Origin of the sequence: Ramlibacter sp., assembly GCF_050250995.1 — a bacterium.
Taxonomy (GTDB): domain Bacteria; phylum Pseudomonadota; class Gammaproteobacteria; order Burkholderiales; family Burkholderiaceae_C; genus Ramlibacter.
On the sequence record NZ_JBFWNP010000037.1, the window covers coordinates 1 to 20,446 of the forward strand.

19 protein-coding genes are annotated in these 20,446 nt (G+C 70.1%); 1 reads left to right on the top strand and 18 read right to left on the bottom strand.

Going from position 1 to position 20,446, the window contains the following annotated elements:
* Window positions 1–120 precede the first annotated feature (120 nt).
* From AB7E83_RS20050 to AB7E83_RS20115, 14 genes are all read right to left on the bottom strand, one after another.
* On the bottom strand, window positions 121–1,932 hold the full coding sequence (locus tag AB7E83_RS20050) for an SDR family NAD(P)-dependent oxidoreductase (RefSeq protein WP_428572565.1): 1,812 nt from the start codon (window positions 1,930–1,932) through the stop codon (window positions 121–123).
* Window positions 1,919–3,421 carry an aminotransferase class I/II-fold pyridoxal phosphate-dependent enzyme gene (locus tag AB7E83_RS20055; protein ID WP_428572566.1) on the bottom strand — a complete coding sequence of 501 codons (1,503 nt, stop codon included), beginning with the start codon at window positions 3,419–3,421 and terminating at the stop codon, window positions 1,919–1,921. The genes AB7E83_RS20050 and AB7E83_RS20055 overlap by 14 nt, the downstream gene beginning before the upstream one ends.
* Before the next feature lie 43 nt (window positions 3,422–3,464).
* Complete coding sequence (locus AB7E83_RS20060) at window positions 3,465–4,100, bottom strand: NeuD/PglB/VioB family sugar acetyltransferase (protein WP_428572567.1); 636 nt, start codon at window positions 4,098–4,100, stop codon at window positions 3,465–3,467.
* A gap of 22 nt (window positions 4,101–4,122) precedes the next feature.
* On the bottom strand, window positions 4,123–5,256 hold the full coding sequence (gene neuC / locus AB7E83_RS20065; RefSeq protein ID WP_428572568.1) for a UDP-N-acetylglucosamine 2-epimerase: 1,134 nt from the start codon (window positions 5,254–5,256) through the stop codon (window positions 4,123–4,125).
* Between the two features lie 7 nt (window positions 5,257–5,263).
* On the bottom strand, window positions 5,264–6,286 hold the full coding sequence (gene neuB / locus AB7E83_RS20070) for an N-acetylneuraminate synthase (RefSeq protein WP_428572569.1): 1,023 nt from the start codon (window positions 6,284–6,286) through the stop codon (window positions 5,264–5,266).
* Window positions 6,279–7,004, bottom strand: a complete 726-nt coding sequence (locus AB7E83_RS20075) for an acylneuraminate cytidylyltransferase family protein (RefSeq protein ID WP_428572570.1) — start codon at window positions 7,002–7,004, stop codon at window positions 6,279–6,281. The genes neuB and AB7E83_RS20075 overlap by 8 nt, the downstream gene beginning before the upstream one ends.
* Window positions 7,001–7,639, bottom strand: coding sequence for an imidazole glycerol phosphate synthase subunit HisH (gene hisH, locus AB7E83_RS20080; RefSeq protein ID WP_428572571.1), 639 nt, complete (start codon window positions 7,637–7,639; stop codon window positions 7,001–7,003). The genes AB7E83_RS20075 and hisH overlap by 4 nt, the downstream gene beginning before the upstream one ends.
* Window positions 7,640–7,697: 58 nt before the next feature.
* Entirely contained in the window at window positions 7,698–8,477 is a 780-nt protein-coding gene (gene hisF, locus AB7E83_RS20085; protein WP_428572573.1) for an imidazole glycerol phosphate synthase subunit HisF, read from the bottom strand.
* A gap of 68 nt (window positions 8,478–8,545) precedes the next feature.
* The gene (locus AB7E83_RS20090; protein WP_428572574.1) at window positions 8,546–9,865 is read right to left on the bottom strand and encodes an N-acetyl sugar amidotransferase; all 1,320 of its coding nucleotides are present in this window, start codon (window positions 9,863–9,865) and stop codon (window positions 8,546–8,548) included.
* Between the two features lie 15 nt (window positions 9,866–9,880).
* Window positions 9,881–11,080, bottom strand: coding sequence for a UDP-glycosyltransferase (locus AB7E83_RS20095; RefSeq protein WP_428572575.1), 1,200 nt, complete (start codon window positions 11,078–11,080; stop codon window positions 9,881–9,883).
* Complete coding sequence (gene asnB, locus AB7E83_RS20100) at window positions 11,077–12,861, bottom strand: asparagine synthase (glutamine-hydrolyzing) (protein WP_428572577.1); 1,785 nt, start codon at window positions 12,859–12,861, stop codon at window positions 11,077–11,079. The genes AB7E83_RS20095 and asnB overlap by 4 nt, the downstream gene beginning before the upstream one ends.
* A 29-nt stretch (window positions 12,862–12,890) precedes the next feature.
* Window positions 12,891–13,445 (bottom strand): sugar transferase, encoded by a 555-nt coding sequence (locus tag AB7E83_RS20105; protein ID WP_428572578.1) that lies wholly within the window; start codon window positions 13,443–13,445, stop codon window positions 12,891–12,893.
* Between the two features lie 64 nt (window positions 13,446–13,509).
* A complete protein-coding gene (locus AB7E83_RS20110; protein WP_428572579.1) occupies window positions 13,510–14,316 on the bottom strand; it encodes an aldolase/citrate lyase family protein in 807 nt (268 codons plus the stop codon).
* Between the two features lie 6 nt (window positions 14,317–14,322).
* On the bottom strand, window positions 14,323–15,777 hold the full coding sequence (locus tag AB7E83_RS20115; protein ID WP_428572580.1) for a lipid II flippase MurJ: 1,455 nt from the start codon (window positions 15,775–15,777) through the stop codon (window positions 14,323–14,325).
* An 82-nt stretch (window positions 15,778–15,859) separates the two neighbouring features.
* Between AB7E83_RS20115 and lysS the strand changes: the two genes are divergently transcribed.
* Window positions 15,860–17,404: a lysine--tRNA ligase gene (gene lysS, locus AB7E83_RS20120; protein ID WP_428572581.1), complete on the top strand. Its 1,545-nt coding sequence runs from the start codon at window positions 15,860–15,862 to the stop codon at window positions 17,402–17,404.
* 9 nt (window positions 17,405–17,413) lie between these two features.
* On the opposite strand, the gene nagZ is transcribed toward lysS, so the two are convergent.
* The 4 genes from nagZ to recO are packed head-to-tail and all read right to left on the bottom strand — an operon-like array spanning window position 17,414 to window position 20,359.
* Window positions 17,414–18,475 carry a beta-N-acetylhexosaminidase gene (gene nagZ, locus AB7E83_RS20125; RefSeq protein ID WP_428572582.1) on the bottom strand — a complete coding sequence of 354 codons (1,062 nt, stop codon included), beginning with the start codon at window positions 18,473–18,475 and terminating at the stop codon, window positions 17,414–17,416.
* On the bottom strand, window positions 18,472–18,867 hold the full coding sequence (gene acpS / locus AB7E83_RS20130; RefSeq protein ID WP_428572583.1) for a holo-ACP synthase: 396 nt from the start codon (window positions 18,865–18,867) through the stop codon (window positions 18,472–18,474). Before acpS ends, nagZ begins: the two co-directional genes overlap by 4 nt.
* Complete coding sequence (locus AB7E83_RS20135; protein WP_428572584.1) at window positions 18,864–19,604, bottom strand: pyridoxine 5'-phosphate synthase; 741 nt, start codon at window positions 19,602–19,604, stop codon at window positions 18,864–18,866. The genes acpS and AB7E83_RS20135 overlap by 4 nt, the downstream gene beginning before the upstream one ends.
* 8 nt (window positions 19,605–19,612) lie before the next feature.
* Window positions 19,613–20,359 (bottom strand): DNA repair protein RecO, encoded by a 747-nt coding sequence (gene recO / locus AB7E83_RS20140; protein WP_428572585.1) that lies wholly within the window; start codon window positions 20,357–20,359, stop codon window positions 19,613–19,615.
* Between the last annotated feature and the right edge of the window lie 87 nt (window positions 20,360–20,446).

Genomic DNA, 20,446 nt, shown 5'->3' on the forward strand with positions numbered 1-20,446 from the left:
CGGGGGACATTCGCGGAAGGGGCCGCCCCCGTCCCGGTCCGGGGTGCGCCACCGCATTCAACGCCACAGCTTCAGAATCTGTGGAGAAGGGCGCGGGCTACCCTTCTGCCGCCCACACTCCTAGGTTTCGGGGCGCGCCGCATATTCCGGCACTTGGGCCTGCAGCCATTCGCGCACCGACGCACCCGACGGCGCAGCACCCACCTCGTCGAACCACCGCAGAACATCCTCCACCCGCGGCAACACTCCCGCCGTCTTCGCGATCCGCAACTTCGGATGCGGCGTCGGCTGCGTCGTCTCGTCGTCGGCCAGCAGTTCCTCGTAGAGCTTCTCGCCCGGCCGCAGGCCGCTGTAGGTGATCGGGATCTCCTGCTCGGTGTGGCCCGACAGGCGGATCAGCATGCGCGCGAGCTCGACGATCTTCATGGGCTGGCCCATGTCGAGCACGAAGATCTGGCCGGACGTCCCCATCAGGCCGGCCTGCAGCACGAGTTGCGCGGCCTCGGGGATGGTCATGAAATAGCGCACGATGTCCGGGTGCGTCACCGTCACGGGCCCGCCGCGCGCGATCTGCGCGGCGAAGAGCGGCACGACCGAGCCGCTGGATCCCAGCACGTTGCCGAAGCGAACCGACACGTACTGCGTTCCCCGGTGCTCCGCGCAGACCGCCTGCACCAGCAGCTCGGCGAGGCGCTTCGTCGCGCCCATGACGTTCGTCGGGTTGACCGCCTTGTCGGTGGAGATCATCACGAAGCGCTTCGCCCCGCACTCACCCGCGGCGCGCGCCGCGTTCAGCGTGCCGAGCACGTTGGTGCGCAGCGCCTCGATCTCGTTGGCCTGCTCCATCAGGGGCACGTGCTTGTACGCGGCCGCATGGAACACCACGGCCGGCGCATGCTTCGCGAAGATGGCGCGCAGGCGGTCGGCCTCGCGCACGTTGGCCGTGTAGTAAAGCCCCTGCATCTGCGGATGCGCCTCGCGCAGCTCCTGCTCCAATCCGTAGATCGCGTACTCGGACGTGTCGACGCAGACCAGGCGCGCGACGCCCAGCCGCGCGATCTGGCGGCACAGCTCGGAGCCGATCGAGCCCCCCGCGCCGGTGACCAGCGCCGTCTGCCCGGAGAACAAATCGGCGAGGCCCGCGACGTCGAGCTGCACGGGCGCGCGTCCCAGCAGGTCTTCGAGCTCGATCTTGCGCGGCCCGGTGCTCTCGGCCTTGAGCCACTGGTCGGCGCGCGGCAGCGTGAGCAGCGTGATGCCCGCATCGGCGGCGAGCAGCAGCGCCTCGCGGCGCTCGCTCGCGCCCGGCGGACTCGCCACCAGCGCGGCGCGCGCGTTCGCCACTTCGCACACGCTTGCAAGCTCCGTCACCGAGCCGAGCACGTGAACGTGCTGCAGGGCGCGCCCGACCTCCGTCGCGATCGGGGACACGATTCCGACGGGCTGCCATTGGCGCGAGCCCTTCAGCGCCCGCATCGCATCGGCCGCATCGCGGAGATTCCCCACGATGACGAGCGCATTGCCGCCGTCGACGACGAGGCGCCGCTCCGCCAGCGTGCGCCACGTCGCGCGCACCGCCCCGAGCAGCAGCAGCGCGAGCACGGGCTGCAGCAGCAGCACGGAGCGCGGAAACTGCGGCAGGCGCAGCATGAGCACCGCCGCCGCCGTGAGCAGCGAGCCGAGCAGCACACCCGCGGCGAGCTGGCGCAATTCGGGCAGGCCGATGAAGCTCCAGACATGCCGGTAGACGCGCGCGACGACCAGGCCCGCGCCGAAACCGAGCAGGCACCACGGGCTGGAGGCGAGCGCGAGATCGACGTATTCCTCGGGCAGGTCGAGGTTGAAGCGCAGCCAGAACGCGAGCCACCAGGCCGCCAGGACCAGCAGCAGGTCGACCGCGAGCAGCGTGAACGTGTTCCTAAGCAGGCGCACCCGCGGGCTCCGTCTGCGAGAGCGAACGCTGGAGGTAATCGACCACGCGGGTCACCTGCTCCTGCGTCATGCTCGACCCCGAAGGCAGGCAGATGCCGGCGTCGAAGAGGGCGGCGCACACGTCCTTGCCCTCGTCGTGCGCGAAATACGGTGCGCCCGCGAAAAGCGGCTGCAGGTGCATGGGCTTCCACACCGGCCGTGCCTCGATCGAATGGCGCTCGAGGCTGCGAAGCACGCGGTCCCGCCGCGCCGAGGCATTCGGCCCGGGCAGCGTGAGGCAGGTCAGCCACCGCGTCGAGCGGCTGCCGGCGGGCTCGGGCATCCACTGCACGTCGAGCCCCGCGAGCGCGTCGCGGTAGAGCTCGAACAGCTCGCGCCGGCGCGCGACGCGCGCGTCTAGCACGCGCAGCTGGCCGCGGCCGATGCCGGCCAGCACGTTGCTCATGCGGTAGTTGAAGCCGACCTCGCTGTGCTCGTAGTGCGCGGCCGGGTCGCGCGCCTGCGTGGACAGCTTACGCGCGCGCGCGACGAGCTCGCCATCGTCCGCCACCAGCATGCCGCCGCCGGAGGTGGTGATGATCTTGTTGCCGTTGAACGAGAAAATGCCGACGCGGCCGAAGGCGCCGCTCTTGCGGCCGCGATACGACGCGCCCAGCGACTCCGCCGCATCCTCGAGCACCGCCACGCCGTAACGCTCGCACAGCGGCAGCAGGACGTCCATGTCGGCGCTCTGGCCGTACAGGTTCACGAGGATCACGCAGCGCGGCAGGCGGTTCTCGCGCTTCGCCCATTCCAGCGCGCGCTCGAGCGCCTGCGGCGACATGTTCCAGCTGCCCGGCTCCGAATCGATGAAGACCGGCCGCGCGCCGCAGTACAGGATCGGATTGCAGCTGCCCACGAAGGTGAGCGAGGAACAGAACACCGTGTCGCCCGGCTTCACGCCGAGCAGGATCAGCGCGAGATGGATCGCTGCCGTGCCCGAACTGAGCGCCGCCGCATGGCCGACGCCGACGTAGTCCGCGACTTCGCGCTCGAAGCCATCGACGTGCGGGCCGAGCGGCGCGATCCAGTTCGTGCGGAAGGCCTCGTCGACGAATGCAGTTTCCTCCGCGCCGAGATGCGGCGGCGACAGCCAGATGCGCTGCGAGAGTTCGCGGCGCAACACGATGTCGATGGGGCGGCCCTGCGCATCGACGACCGGCAGGTGATCGATTCCGTGCTTGTCGAGGAGGGCGACGGCCTGGGAAAGCGGCGTGTCCTCGCCGACCGTGAGCGGCGCATGTTCGGGGAGTTCGTCGAGGCGCGCGGTCTCGGGCAGATGCGCCAGCGCCGCGCGGCGCAGGTCGCCGTCGGTGATCGTGCGGCGCAGGCGGCCGTCCGCATGCACGACGAGCAGCACGCCGCGCGCCGTGCGGTCGAGGCGGTCCAGCGCCTCGCGCAGCGTGAAGCTCGCGGGGACATGGAGGGCTGCGAATTCGTCGGCGGTCACGCGATACTCCATTGGCGCATGTCGATGTCGATGCAAACCCCGGTCACGCGATTCTCCGGGCGGGCAGGCCCGCGTAGGTGCCGGGCTCGGCGATGGACCGCGTCACGACCGCGCCCGCGCCGAGGATGACGTCGTCGGCGATGGCGAGACCCGGCAGGATGCGCGCACCCGAGCCGACCAGCACGCGCGCGCCGACGCGGACGCCGCCGCCCAGCGCGGCCTGCGGGGCGATATGCGCGAAGTCGCCGACCTCGCAATCATGGTCGACGACGGCGCCGTGGTTCACGATGACGCAATGGCCGATGCGTGCCTGCGGCGCGACGACCGCCTGGGCGGCGATGAAGGTACACAGGCCGACTTGCGCGAACGCGGAAGCGGCGGCGGCGGGATGCACGACGCTCGCGAAGGCGTGGGCCTGCAAGGCCGCGAACTCCTTCACCCGCGCTGCGGCGCGGCCGATGGCGATGTGGATCTGCGCACCGTCGAGCGCCATGGCCTCCGCCAGCGGCAGCAGGGCCACGCCCGGCAGCAGCTCGCCGTGCCAGCGCGCGGGGTCGGCATCGGTCGCCACCACGCGCCGCCACCGGCCCTGCGCGAGCGCCGCATCCGCGACGACGCGGCCGTGGCCGCCGGCGCCGAGGATGACGAGCGTGGAAGGAGAAGTCGAAGTGGCGGGCATCCGTGCGGGTATCCGGTCGCGGTCAGTAGGCGTTGACTTTTTCGGTGAGCGACGCGGCAAGCGGCAGCGAGGCGAGCAGGTTCGCGATGCGCGGCGCCGTGCGGCCGTCGCCCCAGCGATTTTCACACGGCCACCGGCCGTGGCCGAGTTGCGAGTGCAAGGCCCGTGCGATCGACTGCGTATCGCCCGTGACGTCCACCACATTGAGGCCATGCTCGCGCAGTCGCTGGCGGTCGCCGATGTTGACCACCGGCGTGCCGAAGGTCGCGGCTTCGATGATGCCGGCCGACGAGTTGCCCGCCATCGCCGCGCAATGGCGCATGGCGGCGGCGAAGACGGGGCGACCGAGGTGCGTCGCCCGCGCGGAGCCCGAGGGCAGCGGCGTCTCGTCGAGGGCGCGGAGGATCTCCATCGAGCCCGCGTCGGCGTTCGGCTCGGTCCACAGGACCGGCAGGCCGATGTCGGCCAGTGCGGCGAGCAGCGCGCGGGTCTGCGCATGCGCCTCGCCCGCCTGCTGCACGACCGGATGGAAGACGGCGAGCACGAACGGCGAATCGCTCGCGAGGCCCGTCGCCTTCGCAAGCGCGTCGCGCGACATCGCATCGCCGAGTTCGCGCAGCCCGTCGAGCCCGGGCGCGCCGACCACGAAGATGCGCGATGGGTCCTCGCCCATGCGCACGAGCCGGTCGCGCGCGTCGTCGGTGGCGGCGAAGTGGTAGCTCGCGAGCTTGCTGATCGCATGCCGCACGGGCTCGTCGACCGTGCCCGAGCGCTCGCCGCCGTGGATGTGGACGCAGGGGACGCCGACGTGCAGCGCCGCGATGGCGCCCGCGAGCATCTCGCCGCGGTCGCCGAGCAGCAGCAGCGCGTCGGGCCGCTCGCGTTCGAGCAGCGCGGTCACGCCACGCAGGCAGTCCGCGACGCCGGCCGCCATGCTCGCGCCGGTGCGCGTGTCCATGTCGAGCGGAATTTCGGCGGCGATGCGCAGGCCACTTGCGCGCACCTCGTCGACGGTGCGGCCGTGCGCGTCGCTGAGGTGCATGCCGGTCACGGCGAGTTGCAGGTCGACGCCAGGGGTGCGGGCGATTTCGGTCAGCGTGCGCTGCATCAGGCCGAAGTCGGCGCGCGTGCCGGTGAGATAGAGGATGTGCCTCACGGTGCCCTCACCCAAGATCGAGATTCGACCACTGGAGAACGGTGCCCGCGGCGATCGCCTCGCGCGTTACGCTCCCGATGACGCGGCCGATGTCGGCCGGCGCGATCCCGGTCGCGGGACGGCGACACGCGATCATCGTTTCCGTCACCCGCATGCCTGCGGGAATATCGACCGCCGCCACCACGCTGCGCCGAGCGACCCGCGCGGTATCCTCTTCCTCGGGACGGCGCGCCTTGACACCATCGCCCAGCATGGGTTCGATGCGGCGGATGCCCTGCACCATGCGGCCGAACGCGTCCGGCTCCAGCGACGCGGCATGGTCCGGGCCGGGCAAGGCGTTGTCGAGCGTGAGGTGCTTTTCGATGACGCGCGCGCCCAGGGCGACGGCGGCGAGCGACGCCTCGATGCCGAGGCTGTGATCCGAGTACCCGACGGCCACGCCGAACTCGCGCGCGAGCGTCTGCATCGCATGCAGGTTGAGCGTGTCGTCCGGCGCGGGATAGGCCGAGGTGCAATGCATCACGCAGACATCGTCGAGCGACCCGCGCGCCGCACGCACCCAGCGCAGCGCTTCGCCCACCTCGTCGAGATTCGCCATGCCCGTCGACAACAGCAGGGGAAGCCGTGTCGCCGCCGCGGCCTCGATCAGCGCGCGATGGGTGAGTTCGCCCGAGGGCATCTTCATCCGCTTCACGCCGAGCGCGACGAGCATCGCGACCGCGTCGAGCGAGAACGGCGTCGAGAAGAACTCGATGCCGATGCGCGCGCAGTGGTCTCGCAAGTCGATGTGCTGCGCCTGCGTGAGTTCCAGCTTGCGCAGCATCGCGAACTGGTCCTGCTCGCCGGTCTGCCGCGCCTGGTAGCCGGCGGTCGGCGCGCCGGGCACCACGAGATCCTCGGCACGGAAGGTCTGGAACTTCACCGCGTCGGCGCCGGCGTCCTTCGCGGCGTCGCACAGGCGCATGGCGAGCGCCATGTCGCCGTTGTGGTTCACGCCGGCTTCGGCGATGACGAACACCCTTTCAGCCATGGGCGAGTTCCTCGCGGTGCCGCGCATGCAGCCACTCGGCGTACTCGAAATCCTCGAGCAGGTCGATGTCGGCGGACTTCCAGCGCGGCATGACGAAAGGCGCGACGCGCACGCTCCACAGGCCCTGCTTCGCCGCGCGCGCGAGCGCCGCACGCTGCCACACGTAGATCGAGCCGTTCAGCGCATAGACCGGCGGCGCATCCTGCCGCCGCAGGCTGCCGTCGCCGAGGCACAGCCGCACGAGGCCGTCCGCGCCGCGCTCCACCATGTTGAAGTACGGGTTGTCGCCGGCTTCGGCCACGCTGGTGACCAGCTCCGCGTCGGGACGCTCGCGCAGCGCCGCCTCGATGTCGGCCGGCGTGCGCAGCGGGGAAGTCGGCTGCAGGTCGACGATGCACGCGATGGCGTTGCCTTGCAGTTCGAGGAAGCGCACGAGGTGCTCGATGACGGGCAGCTTGCCGGCCGTGTCGCTCGCGAGTTCGGCCGGCCGCGTGAAGGGAACCTGCGCACCGGCCGCGCGCGCGACGGCCGCGATCTCGTCGTCGTCCGTCGACACGTACACGCCCCGGATCGACGGCGCGGCGAGCGCCTGCTCGATCGTGTGGACGATCAGCGGCTTGCCGGCGAACGGGCGGATGTTCTTGCCGGGCAAACCCTTGCTGCCGCCGCGCGCGCAGACAGTCGCGATGGTGAGCGCCGGTGCGGCAAGCGCGGTCATAGGGCCAGGAACTTCCGCAGCATGCGCAGGCCGGCTTCGCCGCTGCGCTCGGGATGGAACTGGCAGCCGTACAGATTGTCCCGATGCACGGCGGCGCACAGCCTGCGGCCGTCGTAATGCACGTCGGCGAGACGCACGCGCTCGTCATCCGGCACCGCTGCGTACGAATGGACGAAGTAAGCGCGTTCGCCGGCCGGTATGTCTTCGAGCACGGTGCCCTGCCACGGCGAAGCCGGCTCGAGCGGCCGCCAGCCGATGTGCGGCACGCGGTGCGGCACGCCGTCCATGCCCGTCGGGGGCACGGCGCGCACGCGGCCGCGCAAGAGTCCCAACCCTTGGTGCTCGCCCATTTCCTCGCTCGCATCGAACATCATCTGCAGCCCGACGCAGATGCCGAGGAACGGGCGCCCCGTCTGCGCGAAGCGCTTCACGAGTTCGTCCAACCCCCGCGCCTTCAGCTCCGCCATGCCGTCGCCGAATGCGCCGACGCCGGGCAGCACGAGCCGGGGCGCATCGGCGGCGCCCGCCGACGCCTTGTCGATCACCGTCGGCGACGCGCCGCAGTGCTCCAGCGCGCGCAGCACGTTGAGCAGGTTGCCGATGCCGTAGTCGAGGACCGTGACCGCAACGCTCATTCGATGCTCCTGCGCGCCCTGCGCCGCGGACCCGTGCACCGCGGGGCGCAGCGGCGGCTCACGACACGCCCCGCACGTCGAGCCCCGCCGCCGCCGCGTGCGACTTGATCTCGGCGAGCGTCATGCGCTTCCAGTGCAGCGCATCCGCCACCGCGATGGCGGAAACGCCCGTCGCCGCGACCGCGGCGAGATCCTCCGCACGGCCGAAGCCGCCGCTCGCCGTCACCGGCACATTGACCGCATCGCACACCTGCTGCACGAGCGGCACGTCGAAACCCTTGCGCGTGCCCTCCTGGTCCACCGACGTCAGCAGCACTTCGCCCGCGCCGCGGTCCACCGCTTCGCGTACCCACTGCACGACGTCCTTGCCCGTGCGTTCGCGGCCGTTGTCGGTGTACGCCTCCCACTTTCCGGGCGCGATGCGCTTCGCCTCGACGCCCAGCACCATGCACTGCGAGCCGTAGCGGCGGGCGACTTCGGTGACCAGTTCGGGACGGGCAAGCGCCGCCGTGTTGATCGCGACCTTGTCGGCGCCGGACATCATCATGGTCGCGACGTCGGCGAGCGAGCGGATGCCGCCGCCCACCGTGATCGGCACGTACACGCGGTCCGCCGCGCGCTTGATGATGTCGGAGAGGTTGTTGCGCTGGTACAGGCTCGCGACGATGTCGATGAAGAGCAGTTCGTCGACGCCCTCCGCGTAGTAGCGCACCGCATGCTCGTGGGGGTCCCCGACGACGCGCAGCCCTTCGAGGTGAATTCCCTTGATGAGGTTCGGCCCCTTGATATCCAGCCGCGCGATGATGCGGACATGCCGCCCTGCGACATGAGCCCCCACGCTTGTCACTTCGTGTACTGCGCTGCCCCCCGAGGGGGCGTTCGCGCCTTGGGGCGGCCCGGCGGCGCTCAGGTCGCTTCTTCCCATACCGTGCTGCGCAGCTTCCACTGGCCACCCTCGCGCCGCCAGAGGTGCGGCGAGCGGAACGTGTCGGCCAGGCGCATGAAGTAATCGCGATCCATGGTCGGCTGCTCGAACATCTTCGATGCCTTGGGGAATTCCTTCTCGGGAATGCTCAGGTAGCGGAACACCTCGTCGGCGAATCGCTCGGGGAACTCGCCGTCGTAGCGCCGCACCAGCGCCACGCCTTCGTCGCGCGTGATGTCGCCCGAGCGGATCTCCTGCGCCGCGTCGTAGGTCGCGCGGCCGATGCCGAACTTCGTGAACGTCGTGTAGTAATGGAAGTCGTCGATGCGGTCGTCGATGCTGTTGTACTTGCTGTACGTGCCGGGCGTGCGTTCTGGCGAGGCCTCGAAGCCGCCGTGCTCCACCGCGTAGTAGTAGCAGCTCTGCGGATGCCACCTGAGGTAGTAGCCGAGGTAGTGGACCTCGATGTTCTTCTTCTCGATGTCGACCGGGTCCGCGGGCAGGTAGGGCAGCAGGTCCTGCGGCTCGAGGCCGAAATCGTCGTAGAGGCTCTGGATCGACGTTCCGCCCAGATAGATCTGCGATTTGTCCGACGCTGTGAAATACGACCAGTCGCGCTTCGCGGTCGTGGTGTCGCCGATGGGGTTGCCGTACTCGGCTTCGTTCTCGCCGTAGATCACGAAGGGAATGTCGTGCAGGATGGCCATCTTCGGCGCCAGGGACTTCTGCCCGAACATGAAGGCCTGGAATGGATGGAAGAGGTTTTCCACCGCGAGCCGCGTGAGCAGGCGATGCACGCGCCCGTTCGGCGTGGTGAGCTCGTTGTCGAAGCCCGCATGCAGCCACGACTGGAAATTGCGCCAGCCCCACTCTGTGTAGATGTGCGGCGCCCAGGTCACGGTGAGCGGATGCATGCCGAAGCGCGTCTTGAGCATGTGCGCGGCATAGAAACTGTCCTTGCCGCCCGAGCCGGGCACGAGGCAGTCGTAACCCGACTTGCTGCGGAACCGGTCGCACAGCGCCGCGAGCTGGTCCTCCCGCGCCTTCCAGTCGATGCCGGCCTGCTTTTGCTCGGTGAAGCGGCACGCGTCACAGATGCCCTCGTCGTCGAAGTTGATCGTGGCCTTCTTGCTGTCCTTCGTGTGCTGGTACTCCACCGCGGAGTTGGGCCGCTGGTTGGAGATGACGCAGCGCTTGCAGAAATGGACGTAGCGCGGCAGGCCGTAGCGCACGCCGGCCGTGGCCTGCGGTGCGTCGAAAGGCGCCAGGTCGACCGGCCGGGGAGCGGGGATCAGGGACATCGGAAAACCAAGGAATTAAAGAAAGGCGCGCACGACGGGAAGAACGCGACCCGTCGCGGGACTCTCGGATTGTGCCAGCGGGCGGCGGCCGAGCCGCGTCACCGTGTCGAGGGCCGTGTGGAGTTCCGCAACGGGCACCGCCGCGTCGGCCAGGCCGAAGCGCGCGAGCGGCATCGCCTCGTCGAAGACGGAGCCACGCACCTGCACCACGCGCGTGCCGGCGAGGTGGCCTTCGACACCCACGGTGGAGGTGAGCGTGACGACGCAGTCGGTGGCGTGCAGGAGCGGTGCGAGCGGCCAGTCCTGGTCGGTGAGGAGGATGCGGGCGGAGGCGCGCGGAAGCCGGAACGCCTGGCCGGGGCGCGGCCGGATGCACAGCACCGCGTCGGCGTTGCGCTCGGTCCAGTCGATCAGCGCGTCGAGCGCCCGAGCGGGCAGGGTCGGGTCGCCGGGGCGGCCATCGAAGGGATGCAGCGCGGGTTCGACCTGCTCGGCCCAGAGGAGCACACGGCGATCGGTCCACTCGTGACTTGCACGCAGGGCATGGCCTTGCGCGCGCACGGCGGGATCGAACAGGCCGTCGAAGGCCGGATTGCCGGTCACTTCGATCTCGCCAGGCCGCCGCCCGGCGTCGACGAGAAATCGCTTCACGTCCTCGTTCAGCACGCACACCTTGTCCGCATACCCCGGCCGCCCGATCCATCGCACTTCGTCGATGGCGAACAGGTCGACGATGCAGACCGAGGGGATGCCGAGTTCGCGCGCACTTTCGATGGCCGCACGTTCGGCCCGCGGGGAGTTCGTGGCGACGACGAGATCGGGCTTCACGCGCTCGAGGATGCGCCGCAGGGTGGCGCGCGGCAGGAAGGCCTGGCGCGCGTCGCGTTCGTAGCGTCGCCGCGCTTCTTCCGCGCCGACCTCCGCTTCGAGGTCGGCGTACGAGAGGCCAAGGTAGGCGACGGTCTCCTCGCGATCCACCACGTCGGTCATCGACGCCGCGAGCCGCTCGCCATGCGCAAGCGCGGCGACATCGCCGGGCAGCACGAAATCCTTGAACTGCAGCAGCGGCAATCCGGCCACGCGCACCACCGGCGCGGCCGTGGTGAGCGCAAGAATCTGCACGCGCGCCCGCCGCTGCTCGTGCAGCGCGCGCGCCACGGGCAGCACCATCCGTACATGGCCGCTGCCGTAGCAGACGAAGAGAACCGTCTTCATGCGTCCGGATGCTGCGCGGCCCACAGCGCCAGTGCCGCGAGCGCGCGCAGTTCGCGGGTGTGATTGGCATGGCCGTCGCGATGCGCGGCGAGCATGCCCTCGATGGCGTCCGGCCGAAACAGGCGCTGGAGAAGCGCGCTGTCGCGCAGCGTCGAAGCCAGCCAGGCGAAGCTCTCGCGCCGGAACCACTCACCCACCGGCACCGTGAACATCTGCTTCCTGCGGTACGCAAGGTCGTCGCCGATCAGGGGCGACACCGCCTTCTTGTACCAGTGCTTCTTGTCCGCGCCGCTCAGCTTGGTCGCGCCGCGCGAGCGGAATGCGAATTCCATCATCCGCCAGTCGAGAAACGGCGTGCGCGCCTCGATGGACACGGCCATGCCCATGCGGTCCGGCTTCACGAGGTTGTTGCCGGACAGCAGCAGCTGCATGTCGAGATAAAGCGCCTGGTTGACGCGGTCGAAGTGCGCGGCCTCGTCGAACCAGGGCTTGGCCGCGGCCGCGAAACTGTCGATGCCGGCGAGGTGCGCGGCGACCTCGGGGCGATACAGCGCGTGCTTCGCCGACGGCGCGAACAGCGAGATCGAATCGAAGTACGACCGCTGGAATTCGGCGTCGCCGAGTGCATTGGCGCCGGGGCGCGCGAAGAACGCCTCGTACTTCTCGTAGCCCGCGAACAGCTCGTCGCCGCCGTCGCCGGTGAGCACCACCTTCACGTGCTTTGCCGCGAGCTCGCTCACGCGCAGCGTCGGCATGAAGGAGGCGTCGCCGTGCGGCTGGTCGAGATGATGCAGCACGTGCGGCCAGCGGTCGAGCATGTTGAGCTCGGCGACTTCCATCGTATGGTCGCAGCCGAAGCGCCTCGCGGCCTCGGCGGCGAAGGACGATTCGTCGAAGCGCGGGTCGGCGAAGCCGATGCAGAAGGTCTTCACCGGCTGTGCCACGTGCTTCGCCATCAGCGCCACGACGGTCGACGAGTCGACGCCGCCGGAGAGGAACGCGCCCCAGGGAACGTCCGCGCGCAGGCGGATGCGCGTCGCATCGTCGAGGATGGAGAGGAACTCCTCGGCCCACGCGCCGTAGGCGACATCCTGCTCGCGCTGCGTCGACAGGTCCCACCAGCGCCGCACCTCGGGCACCGGACCCCGTCCGAACTTCACCCACGTGCCGGGCATGACGTGGCGGACGCCCTGCCACACCGTCCACGGCGCGGGAATGTAGTTGAACGTCAGGTAGTGGTGGATCGCTTCGAGGTCCACGTCCGGCGACGGCGCGGCGGCGAGGATCGCCTTGATCTCCGAGCCGAACAGCACCCGCGTCCCGTCGTCGCGCACGTAGAGTGGCTTCACGCCGATGCGATCGCGCACGAGGTACATGGCGTCCTCGCGCGCGTCGTCGATGGCGATGGCGAACATGCCGTTGAGCCGGCGGATGCACGCGATGCCCTCGCGTTCGTACAGACGCAGGATCACCTCGGTGTCCGAATGCGTCCTCAGCGTCACGCCCTGCGCGCGCAGTTCGGCGGCGAGCTCCACGTGGTTGAAGATTTCGCCGTTCTGCACGACGGCGATGGCGCCGTCGTCCGACACGAAAGGCTGGTGGCCCCCTGCGATGTCGATGATCGACAGGCGCATGTTGCCCAGCGCCACGCCGCGGCCCGGCGGCTGCCACACGCCGCTGTCGTCCGGCCCGCGATGCCGCAGGCGCTGCCCCATGTCGCGCAGGACGTCGGGCGCGACGTCGCGCCGCGCGCGGTCCCAGAAGCCGAAGATGCCGCACATGCCTTGCGTTCCGTTTCCGTCCTGGTGTGCTAGTTCGCGCCGCGGCCGGCCAGGCGGCCCACCGTGCGGGCCATGATGCACAGGTCCATGCGCACGTCGTGCTCCCGCGCATACCGAAGGTCCAGCGCGAGGCGCTGCTCGGGCGTCGCCTCCGAACGCAGTTCCGCCTGCGCGAGCCCGGTCAGGCCGGGCCGGACGCTGCATCGCACGGCCCAGTCGGCCTCGGTGTAGAGCGAACGCTGCGCGGGCACGTCGGGCCGCGGGCCGACGAGGCTCATGTCGCCGCGCAGCACGTTGAGCAGCTGCGGCAACTCGTCGATGCTGGTTCGCCGAAGGAGCCGGCCGACGCGCGTGATGCGCGGGTCGTCGCCGGCCGTGAAATACGGTCCGATGGCCGCGGCGTTCTTCACCATGCTGCGAAACTTGAACATGCCGAACTCGCGCCCGCCGCGCCCGACGCGGATCTGGCGGAAGAAGACGGGGCGACCGTCCTCCCACGCGATCGCGAGCGCCGCCGCCACGAGGACCGGCGACAGCGCCGCCAGCGCGAGCAGCGACAGCAGGACGTCCATCGCGCGCTTCATGCGGCGGCCATGGCGCGCATAGCCCACGCTGGCGCCGCGCCTGCTTCGGCGTCGCCCGCCCGAATCATCCCCGCGGCCCGAGTTCGCGCGCGATGGCTTCGATGCGTTCGCGAATCCGCCCCCGGTCCGCCGCTTCGTCGCCGGGACTGCGCAGCGCCAGTTCGCGCTCGGCCGCGCGCAGCGCCGCCACTTCGTCCTCGAACACGGTCGACGCATCGGCACGGTGGAACGTGCGCGAGAGGATGACCGAGTTCGAGCCGAGCCGCAGGTGCTCGGCGAGCACGTCGCGCCCGGGCAGCAGCCCCTCGTCGAGGCGGGCGATGCCCCCGAAACCGAAACGCTTGCCGGCCCGCCGCGCGACGTCCGCCACGCGGTCGACGAGGCCCTGCGCCAGCGGCTCGAACATGAAGCGGCAGCCCAGCGAGAGATGCAGGTCGTTGAGGCCCACGAACACTTCCTCGATGCCGGGCGTGGCGATCCATTCGTCGAGCGTCGCGAGCGCGCCCGCCGTCTCGAGCAGGGCCACGAAGCGCACGCGCCCCGCGACGAGGCGCGCGAACTCGCGCACTTCGTCGGCGCGCGTGAACATGGGCAGCATCAGCAGATGCGGATGCTGGGCGAGCACCGCATCGAGTTCGGCGGCGGTGCCTTCGTGCAGCGGATTGACGCGGACCATGAGGCGCGAGCGCCGCAGGACTTCGCGGACGCGGCCGACGTCCGCGATGTCGTGCGCGCTGATGAAGGTGTTGCGGCCCGCCTGCCGCTCGGCCTTGCCGAGCCGCTCGAGGTCGACGAACAGGCGAAAGCCTTCGCTGGCGTCGCAGCGCCGCGCGAACGCCGGGTCGTTCGTGATCTGGATCAGTTCGAGCACAGCGGATTATCGCCGCAGGGCCGCGCGCAACTCGGGGCTGGCACGGGCCGTGATGCCCAGGACCAGGGCCGCGGCGGCGAGCGCGGCGGCAACCTGGAACACGGGCGCGACACCGCGCAGCACGCCCGCGAAGTGCAGGACCTGGCAGACCCCGACGAGCAGTGTCGACACGCCCATCGCGCGCAGCGGCAACGCGTCGCGCAGCCGCATCCGCATCGAGGCGAGCACGACGAGGGCGACGGTCGCGAAGAGCACGTTCATCAGCACCATCACGAGCGCGCCGTGGCTCCAGCCGGCGACGCCCGTGGCCAGAAGCACGCCGAGCGCGGCCGCGTACGCGATCACGGCGGGACGCATGCGGCCGATGGACGCGAGCACGGTGAGCCCCACCGCGATCGCGGCCTGCGGCAGCAGGCCCCACGCGCCGGCACGGCCCCATTGCGCGACCTGGGCCAGGCTTTCGGGCTGCATGCGGCCCCAGCCGAAGAGGATCTGCGCAATCGCGGGCGCGGCAAGCAGCAGACCCGCTGCGGCGGCGGCGGCGAGCGTCCAGGCGAGCGCCATCGCGGTGCGCACGGGTCGAACGGCGTCGCCGCCGGAGGCGATGGCCCGTGCGATGTGCGGGAAGGCAAGCGTCGCCACGAGCTGCACGGCGAGCATCAGGGGCAGCTCCACGAGCTTCCAGGCGTAGTTGAAGGTGGCGAGCGCGCCTTCGCCGTGTTGCGAGGCGATGGAGCGGGCGACGAAGGGCAAGGCGAGAGGCAGGCCTGCGGAGAGCGCGGCCCAGAGCCAGAGGGAGGCGCGCGGCCGGGCCTCGTCATTCCCGCGCAGGCGGGAATCCAGGGCTTCCTTGTTCGCGGTCCTCAGGCGCCACTGCAACCATGCGAGCCGCAACACCATGGCCGCCACCAGCCCCATGCCGAGCACATAGAAGCTCGACACCCGCCCCGCCCACAGCAGCACCGCGACCAGCACGCCGTTGACGACCAGATTCGCGCCATACATGCCCGCGAAGTCCCGCTCGTGCTGCAGGCGCGTGGCCCACAGCGCCGCCAGCAGCGCCAGCGGAATGGCCAGCGCCGCCCACACCAGCAACTCGCCGGCCACCAGCCGCCAGAAGATCGACAGGCCCGGCGCCAGCAAGGCCAGCGCCTGCCGGTGCGCGACCAGCAGCAGCAAACCGAGCACGAGCCCCAGCCCCAGCAGCACGAGCATGACGTTGCGCTGGACCGCCTCGACCTCCGGCCTCGCCTGCCGCGCCCAGGCGGGCAGCAGCACATAGGCCAGCGCCCCGCTCGCCACGACGCCCGCGATCCAGTCCGGCAGCGTGAGCATCAGGACGGCCACGTCGGCCGCACCCGTCGCGCCGAAGGCGGCGGCCTGCGCACTCTCGCGCAAGAGGCCGAACAAGCGGCTCGCGAGGAGCAAGCCCAGCGACACCGCACCCGCTTTCAGGAACATGGCCGCGATTATCGAGGGGAGGGGACGCCCCCCTAAAATGGAGGGCTCGCCTCCCCCATGCGCCTTTCGCGCCCGCCCCCCGATGTCCGACAAGAACAAATCCGCCGCCGAAGCCGACGCCGCCCCCGTCGACGAGAACCAGCTCATCGCCGAGCGCCGCGAGAAGCTGCGCGGCATCCGCGAGCTGCAGAATTCCGGCGCGGGCCCCGCCTTCCCGAACGACTTCAAGCCGACGGACACCGCGGCCGAACTGCACCGCGTCCACGGCGAGACGGATGCGCCGCAGCTCGAGGCCGCGAAGATCCCGGCGAAGATCGCCGGCCGCATGCGCCTGAAGCGCGTCATGGGCAAGGCGAGCTTCGCGACGCTGCACGACCAGAGCGGGCAGATCCAGATCTACGTCCAGCGCGACTCCGTCGGCGAGGCTTCCTACGCCGCCTTCAAGCACTGGGACCTGGGCGACATCCTCGGCGTCGAGGGCACGATGTTCAAGACCCGGACGGGCGAGCTCAGCGTGCATGCCACGAAGGTCCGCCTGCTCACCAAGAACCTGCGGCCGCTCCCCGACAAGTTCCACGGCGTCGCCGACCAGGAGCTGAAGTACCGCCAGCGCTACGTCGACCTGATGATGGACGACGCCGCGCGCCAGCGCTTCGTCGCCCGCAGCAAGGCGATGTCGGGCATTCGCGAGTTCATGGTCGCGGCCGGCTTCCTCGAGGTCGAGACGCCGATGCTGCACCCCATTCCCGGCGGCGCGAATGCCAAGCCCTTCGTCACGCACCACAACGCGCTCGACCAGCAGATGTACATGCGCATCGCGCCGGAGCTGTATCTCAAGCGCCTGCTCGTGGGCGGCTTCGAGCGCGTGTTCGAGATCAACCGCAACTTCCGCAACGAAGGCATCTCGGTGAGGCACAACCCCGAGTTCACGATGATGGAGTTCTACGCGGCCTACTGGGATTACCGCGACCTGATGGATTTCACCGAGCAGCTCCTGCGCGACGCGGCCCAGAAGTCGGTGGGCACGCTCGCCCTCACCTACGGCGGCCAGCCGGTCGACCTGGCCAAGCCCTTCGAGCGCCTGACCATCCGCGAGGCGATCCTGAAGCACACCGAGGCCGGCGACAACGTCGACGATCGCGAGTGGCTGGTGAATGCGCTGCGCAAGATCCGCCTGACCGAAGAGAAGAACCGCCTCTCGCAGCGCACGCTGGCGGGCCTGCAGGTCCTCTACTTCGAGGAGAAGGTCGAGGAGAAGCTCTGGCAGCCGACCTTCATCATGGAGCACCCCACCGAGATCTCGCCGCTCGCGCGCGCGAACGACGAGCGCCCCGAAGTGACGGAGCGCTTCGAGCTCTACATCACCGGCCGCGAGATCGCCAACGGCTTCTCGGAGCTGAACGATGCCGAGGACCAGGCCGCGCGCTTCCATGCGCAGGTGAGCGCCAAGGACTCGGGCGACGACGAAGCGATGTTCTACGACCACGACTTCGTGCGTGCGCTCGAGTACGGCATGCCGCCCGCGGGCGGCTGCGGCATCGGGATCGACCGGCTGATGATGCTGCTGACCGACAGCCCGAGCATCCGCGACGTGATCCTGTTCCCGGCCCTGCGCCGGGAGAGCTGACCGGGCCGCTCAGGGGATCAGTTCGAGCGCGTGCATGTACACGGGGTCGGACATCAAGGCATCCCACGACGGCGCGATCGAGGTGGGCAGCAGCGCCAGGCGGCGCTGCTCGCTGCGCTCGCTCGCCGTCCAGTCGCCCGCGACCCCCATCTGCGCGAGCGCTTCGAGCGTCACGTCGATCCCCTTGCCGCCCGACTGCGCCGATTCGTTGCACAGCAGGACGAGGTCGCAGCCGGCCCCCAGCGCCGCCACCGCGGCTTCGGCATAGGTGACTTCGCGACCCTCGATCTGCTTGGCGCCCGCCATGCTCAGGTCGTCGCTGAAGATCGCGCCCTGGAAGCCGAGCTGGCCCCGCAGGATGTCGTTGAGCCATTTCGACGAGAAGCCGGCGGGGCGCTTGTCGACCTTCGGATAGACGACGTGCGCCGGCATCACGCCGGTGAGCGAGGTGCTGAGCCAGCCGTAGGGCATGGCATCGTCGGCCAGGATGTTCTTCAGGCTGCGCGTGTCGACCGGAATCGCGATGTGCGAATCGGCCTTGACGAAGCCGTGGCCGGGGAAATGCTTGCCGCAGTTCGCCATGCCGGCCTGCAGCATGCCGTGCATGACGCTCTTGGCGAGCAGCGCCGCGACCCGTGCGTCCTTGTGGAAGGCGCGGTCCCCGATCACGCCGCTCGCTCCCCAATCGAGGTCGAGCACCGGTGCGAAGCTGAAGTCCACGCCGCACGCCCGCAACTCCGCCGCCAGCACGTAGCCGCAGGCCGATGCAGCGTTCGTCGCCTGCATCGCGTCCTTCATCCACATCTCGCCCAGGCTGCGCATGGGCGGCAGGTGGGTGAAGCCGTCGGTGCGGAAGCGCTGCACGCGGCCGCCCTCGTGGTCGACGCAGATCAGCAGGTCGTCGCGCACGCCCTTGACCTCGGCGCACAGGCGGGAGAGCTGGTCGCGGTCCTTCCAGTTGCGGCCGAACAGGATCATGCCGCCGACCAGCGGATCGGCGAGGCGTTCGCGGTCGACGTCCGTGAGCGCGAGCCCGGCGACGTCGATGATGAGAGGGGCGTGTGTGTTCATGTCTTCGTTTCCACCACCACGAAACTCGCGGCGTAATCGCTTTCGTCGGTGACGCTCACGTGCGCAACGAGGCCGCGCGCGTCGAACCACTGCTTCAGCGCGCCGTGCAGCACGATGGTCGGCTCGCCGCTCGCGAGCTTCGCAATCTCGCAGGAGCGCCAGGTCATGGGCATGCGCATGCCCATCTTCACGGCCTTGCTGAAAGCCTCCTTCGCCGAGAAGCGCGTGGCGACGTAGCGCACGCCGCGCTCCGGCCAGCGCGCGCCGCGGGCGCGCCAGGTGGCGAGCTCGCCCTCGGCGAGGATGCGCTCGGCGAAGCGGTCGCCATGCCGCTCGAGGGAGGCGCGGATGCGCCGCACGTCGCAGATGTCGGTGCCGATGCCGTAGATCATGCGGACAGCGCCGCGACGTAGCGCCGCACCGTGTCGGCATAGCCGAGCTCCAGCGCGTCGGCGACGAGGGCATGGCCGATGGACACTTCCAGCACGTTCGGCACGGCGCGCACGAAATCGGGCAGGTTGTCGCGGTTGAGATCGTGGCCGGCATTGACGCCGAGGCCCGCGGCCTGCGCGGCACGCGCCGCGTCGGCGAACCGCCGCAGGACCGCCTCGTTCCCGGGCCTGCCGAACGAGGCCGCATACGGCTCGGTGTAGAGCTCCACGCGGTCGGCGCCCACGGCCCTGGCGAGCGGCATCGCGGCGGCGTCGGCGTCCATGAAGAGGCTCACGCGCACGCCGAGCGCCTTCGCCTCGGCGACGAGCGGCTTCACGCGCTCGCCGTCCTTCGCGAGGTCCCAGCCGTGGTCGCTCGTGAACTGGCCTTCGCCGTCGGGCACGAAGGTGCATTGGTGGGGCCGCAGCTCACGCACGAAGGCCATGAGGTTGTGGAAGGGATTGCCCTCGATGTTGAACTCCACGCCCGGCCAGTCGCGCTTTAGCAGCGCGGCGAGCTCGCGGACGTCGCTCGCGCGGATGTGGCGCTCGTCGGGCCGCGGATGAACCGTGATGCCGTGCGCGCCCGCCTGCAGGCACAGCGCCGCGGCGCGCGCGACGCTCGGAATGCCGAGGTGCCGCGTATTGCGCACGAGCGCGACCTTGTTGAGATTGACGGAGAGTCGGGTGGCGGCCATTTGCGGGTCTAGAGCGACTGGAGGTCCATCATCATCTGCCGGGTGCGCAGCGTGGACACGCCGCAATGGTAGTGCAGCAGGGCGCGCAGCATGGGCTTGAGTTCGGCGGCGAAAGCCGGGATCTGCGCGACCGTCGACGAAAAGGGGGCGGCATCGTCGAGCGAACGCTGCAGGCTCGACCATTGGTCGCCGTGCAGCGCGGCGCGCGCGTCGTCGTCCGCGATCGCGATCAGTCCGCTTTCGGGCACGAGCGCATAACGGCCCCCGGCCGCGAGCGGCGCCATCGTGAGGGTTTGCAGGTTCAGCGACGGCAGCAGCCCGATCTCGCGCAGCAGCAGGAGCTCGAAGCTGCGCAGCGCAGGCTCCAGGCTCTCGGCATGGTCGCCGGCCAGCACATGCACCGCGCCGGCATAGGCATCGAACAGCGCGGGGTGCGGATCGTCCCTTGCCAGCAGGCGCATCAGGAGTTCGTTGAGGTAGTAGCCGGCCAGAAGCGCATCGCCGGTAGGCATGACCTGGCCGCCGGCCCATTCCGCGGCCTTCAGCGTGCGGATTTCCGCGTCGCCGCCGAAGGCGACCTCGAGCTGCTGCAGCGGCAGCAGGATCGGACGGAAGTTCGAGCTCGGCTTTTTCGCCCCCTTGGCGACGACGGCCACGCGGCCGTGGTGGCGGGTGAGGATCTCGAGGATGAGGCTGGATTCGCTCCAGTCGTAGCGGTGCAGGACGTAGGCGGGTTCGGCGCCGACGCGCTTCATGGCGACCGGACCGCCGCCGGGCCGCCCCAAGGCGGTCCAGCCCCCTCGGGGGGCAGCGAACCTCGCGGAGCGGGGAGCGTGGGGGCT